Consider the following 4,526-nt stretch of genomic DNA (forward strand, 5'->3'; position numbering starts at 1 on the left):
CTCGGGTGGCGCCGCGGCGGCGGTGGCGGCCGGGCTCGTGCCCGTCGCCCAGGGCAGCGACGGCGGCGGCTCGATCCGCATCCCCGCGTCCTGCTGCGGGCTGGTCGGCCTCAAGCCCTCGCGCGGGGTGATCAGCTCCGCTCCGATGTACGGCGACCCGATCGGTCTCGCGACCGCCGGCTCCCTCGCTCGCACGGTCGACGATGCCGCCGCGCTCCTCGACGTCCTGGCCGGACGCCGGGTCGGGGACCCGAGCTGGACGCCGACCGAGCCCTACCTCGCCGCCGCCCGGCGCCCGGTCGGGCGCCTGCGCGTCGCGCGCTTCGCGGAGCCTGTCATCGCCGACGTCGTGCCCGATCCCGACGTGCTCCTCGCCTGGGAGGACGCGTCCCGGCTGCTCGAGGGCCTCGGCCACGAGGTCGTCGACGTCCCCGTCCCGCTGCCGCGCGAGGCGGTGGCGACGTTCGAGACCTGCTGGGCCGTCCTCACCGCGCTCTCCGTGGTGCCGCCCGAGCGCGAGCACCTGGTCCGCCCGCTCACCCGGTGGCTGACCGCGCGCGGCCACGCGGTCAGCGGCCCCGCCTTCGGCCTGGCCATCGGCCAGCTGCGCCGCCACGCCGCCCAGGCGCTGCGGTCGCTGGCGGCGTACGACGTCGTGCTGACGCCCACGCTCGCCGACCTGCCCGCGCCGGTGGGGTCCTTGCGCGACGACGCCGACCCGGCCCGCGACTTCGAGCGCCAGAAGGCGTTCACGCCCTGGACCAGCGTGTGGAACGTCACCGGGATGCCGGCGGTGTCGCTGCCCACCGGATGGTCGCGCGAGGGGCTGCCGATCGGCGTGATGCTGGCCGGGCGGCCGGGGGAGGACGGCCCGCTGCTGGCGCTGGCCGCGCAGGTCGAGGAGGCCTCAGGGGGATTCGGGCGCCGACCGCCGGGCTGGTGAGTCCTCGTGGGTGACGATCCGGTCGCGCCCGGCCTCCTTGGCGCGATAGAGCGCGGCGTCGGCCCGGTCGATCGCCGTCGCGAGCGCGATCCGCGACGGCACGGCCGCGATGCCGTAGCTCACCGTGACGTCGTCGCCGGCGGGGAGCAGCGGCGTGTCCTGCAGGGAGCGGCTGATCGTCCGCGCCACCACGCCCGCAGCGGCGGTGCTGGCACCCGGCAGGAGGATGACGAACTCCTCGCCGCCGAAGCGCGCGGCGAGGTCGGTCGAGCGGATCGACCCGCGCACCGCGTCGGCGAAGGCCTGGAGCACGAGGTCGCCGGCGGTGTGACCGAAGCGGTCGTTGACCTGCTTGAAGCTGTCGAGGTCCGCGACGATCACCGCACCGCTGCCGACGCCGACCAGCTCGCGCTCGGCCAGCTCCCAGAAGGTCGCGCGGTTGAGCAGCCCGGTCAGGTCGTCCAGCGCGGCGCGGCGGCGGAGGTCCTCGACGACCTGCTCCTGGCTGAGGGCGCCCATGCTGTGCGACACCGCCACCAGCATCGAGGTGGTGAACAGGGTGGTGGGCCCGGTCCCGAGGATCCCCGTGAAGATCGGGTAGTCCGGCCCGGCCACTCCGAACACCACGGTCCGGGCGAGGTAGAAGGCCGTGACCAGGGTCGAGGAGACGGCGAGCGAGGTCGCCACCGCCGCGCTGGTGGCGTGGGCGGCCTTCCTGGCACTGCGGGCACGCCAGGTCTCCCAGGTGGCGAGCCCGAGGTGGAGGGTCATGACCGTCAGGTAGACCAGGCCGCCCGCCCACTCGTGCCTGCCGGGATGCCCCAGGATCGCGGCGAGCGCGGTCAGCCCCGGGGCCAGTGCCAGCAGCGCCCACGGGGGCCGCGGCCGCTCCAGCGAGCGGGCGGCCAGCCAGACCGTGGCGGCCCCGCACACGGCCAGCACGCTGCCGATCGGGTTCGCCACGGCCCGCGGCCCGAGGCTGGCGACGACCCAGGCGACCTCCGCGGCGAGGAAGAAGACGAGCGAGGCGCACCACCAGCCGCAGAAGGGCGCATGGGTGATGCGGTACGTCGTCAGGTAGAAGAGGACGAGCAGGCAGAGGGCCACTCCCGCGAACGTCAGCTGAAGGGTGACGACGTCCATCGGCCCTCCTCCCGCTCCACGCTCCCAGGCTCCAGGGTAGTGGTCGCCCGGGTCGCCGGTCGGGAGATCGCTAGGCTGGCGACGTGCGCTACCGCCGCTCCGACGTCGTCACCCGGGCGCTCGCCCTGCTCGACGCGGTCGGCCTGCCGGAGCTCTCGATGCGCCGTCTCGGCGCCGAGCTCGGCATCCAGCCCTCGGCGCTCTACCACCACGTGCCGAACAAGCAGACGCTGCTGGCCCTGATGGCCGACGAGCTGCTCGCGGGTGCGGAGTGGCCGGCCGAGGACGCGTGGACGGATCAGGTCGCGGCCGTCGGCCAGGTGCTGCACGAGACGCTGCTCGGGACGCGGGACGGCGCCGAGCTGGTCGCGACGGTCTGGTCGTTCGGCCTCGGCGCGCGGCTGCCGTTCGAGCTTGCGGAGAAGGCGCTCTCGGAGGCCGGTCTCGGGGAGCTCTCGGCGGCCGGCGCGCGGACGTTGCTGCACTTCGTCTACGGCCACGCGGTCGACGAGCAGACCCGCCGTCAGGCGGCCGAGGTCGGCGCGATCGAGGGGTGGCCGGAGGGAGGTCCGGAGGAGGGTGGCGTCGAGATCGGCCTCGGCATCGTGATCGCCGGCGTCCAGGTGGTGGCGGCCGCCCGGTCCCCGCGTGTCACCGTGACCGCTTGAGCCTCGGGCGACACCTCGCAGGTGTCACGTCATGCGCCGACCGTCACGGTGACGGTGTGGCGGGCGGGCTGACCCATCCCGGCGCCGCGTGCCGGAACACGACGGCCTCCAGGGACCCGGCGCCCTCCGGGATCCGCCCGAGGATCGCGCACCCGGTGTGGTGCGGCAGGTCGAGGAGGTTCTGCTCCTCGGCGAGACCCGGCAGCTGAGGCCAGGAGCCGATCACGAAGCCCGCGACCTCGTGGCCCGCCGCCTCGACGGCGCGCGACGTCAGCTCGCTGTGGTTGAGCGTGCCGAGGCCCGCGGCCGTGACGATCACGAAGGAGGGCGCGACGCCGCCCGCGCGCAGGGCGTCGGCGAGGGTGAGCAGCGTGCCGCCGTTCTGGTCGAGGCGGACCAGCAGTCCGCCGGCGCCCTCGACGATGACGTGGTCGTGGGTCGCCGCCAGCTCGAGGAGGGGCGGCGCGTGGGTCGCCACGCCGGGCAGCACCGCGCCCTGGACGCGGGCCGCCGCGTCGGGTGCCAGCGGGGCGTCGAGCACGATCCACTCGACGGTCTCGACGCCGCTGAGCCGCGTGACCTCGCGGGCGTCGGAGTCGCCGTCCCCCCCTCCGGTCTGGAGGGGCTTGACGACGAGGACGCGCTCGCCGCGGCGTACGGCGGCGACGGCGAGCGCCGCGGTGGCGACCGTCTTGCCGACCCCCGTCGTCGTCCCCGTGACGATGGTGATGCGGCCGGTCACGCCAGCTCTCCGACCACCCGGAGGAGGGCGTCGGCCGCGAGCTCCCACGCCTCGTCGGGGACGCCGGCGTTGGCGGTCACGCGGAGCCGGCTGATGCCGTCGGGGACGGACGGGGGGCGGAAGCAGCCGACCCGGATGCCGTCGGCGGCGAGCTTGGCCTGCGCGTCCAGGGCCGCCTGCGGGCTCGGCATCGGGATCGAGATCACGGCGCCCGCCGGCGGTGCCTGGCCGAGCCGCTCGGAGAGGGCGACGACCCGGCGCTGGATCCTCATCCCCAGCTCGGGGGAGCGGCGCGCGATCCGGGCGGCCGCGAGGGCGCCGGCCGCCGAGGCGGGCGCCAGGCCGGTGTCGAAGATGAAGGGGCGCGCGCGGTTGACCAGGTGCTCGCGCACGGCTACGGGTGAGAGGATCGCGCCGCCCTGGGCGCCGAGGCTCTTCGACAGCGTGGCGGAGACGAGGACGTGCGGACGGTCGTGGAGGCCGAGCTCGCGGACCAGGCCGGCGCCGTGGACGCCGACGCCGTGCGCCTCGTCGACCACGAGCAGCGCGTCGAACTCCTCGGCCAGCGCGGCGAGCTCGACCAGGGGAGCGGCGTCGCCGAGGACGGAGTAGATCGACTCGGCGAGGATGATCGAGCGGGTCGCGGTGCGGGCCTCGAGCGCGGCGCGGACGGCGGCGGTGTCGTTGTGCGGCACGACGGCCAGGTCGGAGCGGCTCAGCCGGACCGCGTCGATGAGCGAGGCGTGGATGTGCGCGTCGCTGATCACCTGGACGCCCCGGCCGCCGAGCGCCGCGACGACGCCGAGGTTGGCGTGGTAGCCCGTGGAGAGCACCAGCGCGGAGGGCTGGCCGAGCCAGGCGGCGAGCTCGGCCTCGAGCTCCTCGTGGAGGCCGAGGGTGCCGGTGACCAGGCGCGACGCCGCGGCACCGGCCCCCCACGTCACGGCCGCCCGCGCCGCCGCGGCGGTCACCTCCGGGTGGCGGCTGAGGCCGAGGTAGTCGTTGCCCGCCAGGTCGAGCTCGGCGGCGC

5 protein-coding genes are annotated in these 4,526 nt (G+C 75.7%); 2 read left to right on the top strand and 3 right to left on the bottom strand.

Annotated elements, in window-relative coordinates; all coding sequences use genetic code 11:
• A partial coding sequence (locus QM572_RS04960; protein ID WP_415090663.1) for an amidase occupies nt 1–943 on the top strand: 943 nt, incomplete at its 5' end.
• Here the strand turns inward: QM572_RS04960 and QM572_RS04965 are convergent.
• A complete protein-coding gene (locus QM572_RS04965) occupies nt 908–2,086 on the bottom strand; it encodes a diguanylate cyclase (RefSeq protein ID WP_415090664.1) in 1,179 nt (392 codons plus the stop codon). The two genes, QM572_RS04960 and QM572_RS04965, sit on opposite strands and share 36 nt — an antisense overlap.
• Nucleotides 2,087–2,169: 83 nt before the next feature.
• Here QM572_RS04965 and QM572_RS04970 point away from each other — a divergent pair, with 83 nt between their 5' ends.
• On the top strand, nt 2,170–2,754 hold the full coding sequence (locus QM572_RS04970; RefSeq protein ID WP_415090666.1) for a TetR family transcriptional regulator: 585 nt from the start codon (nt 2,170–2,172) through the stop codon (nt 2,752–2,754).
• Between the two features lie 43 nt (nt 2,755–2,797).
• On the opposite strand, the gene bioD is transcribed toward QM572_RS04970, so the two are convergent.
• Nucleotides 2,798–3,496, bottom strand: a complete 699-nt coding sequence (gene bioD / locus QM572_RS04975) for a dethiobiotin synthase (protein WP_415090668.1) — start codon at nt 3,494–3,496, stop codon at nt 2,798–2,800.
• The coding region (locus QM572_RS04980) for an 8-amino-7-oxononanoate synthase (protein WP_415090670.1) at nt 3,493–4,526 on the bottom strand (1,034 nt) is incomplete at its 5' end. The genes bioD and QM572_RS04980, both read right to left, overlap by 4 nt.

The sequence above is a fragment of the Nocardioides sp. genome (genome assembly GCF_047607365.1).
Taxonomy (GTDB): Bacteria; Actinomycetota; Actinomycetes; order Propionibacteriales; family Nocardioidaceae; genus Nocardioides.

What these genes read in the sequence shown, in the direction of transcription:
- QM572_RS04965 (WP_415090664.1), bottom strand. Translation starts at nt 2,086, where the DNA reads ATGGACGTCGTCACCCTTCAGCTGACGTTCGCGGGAGTGGCCCTCTGC.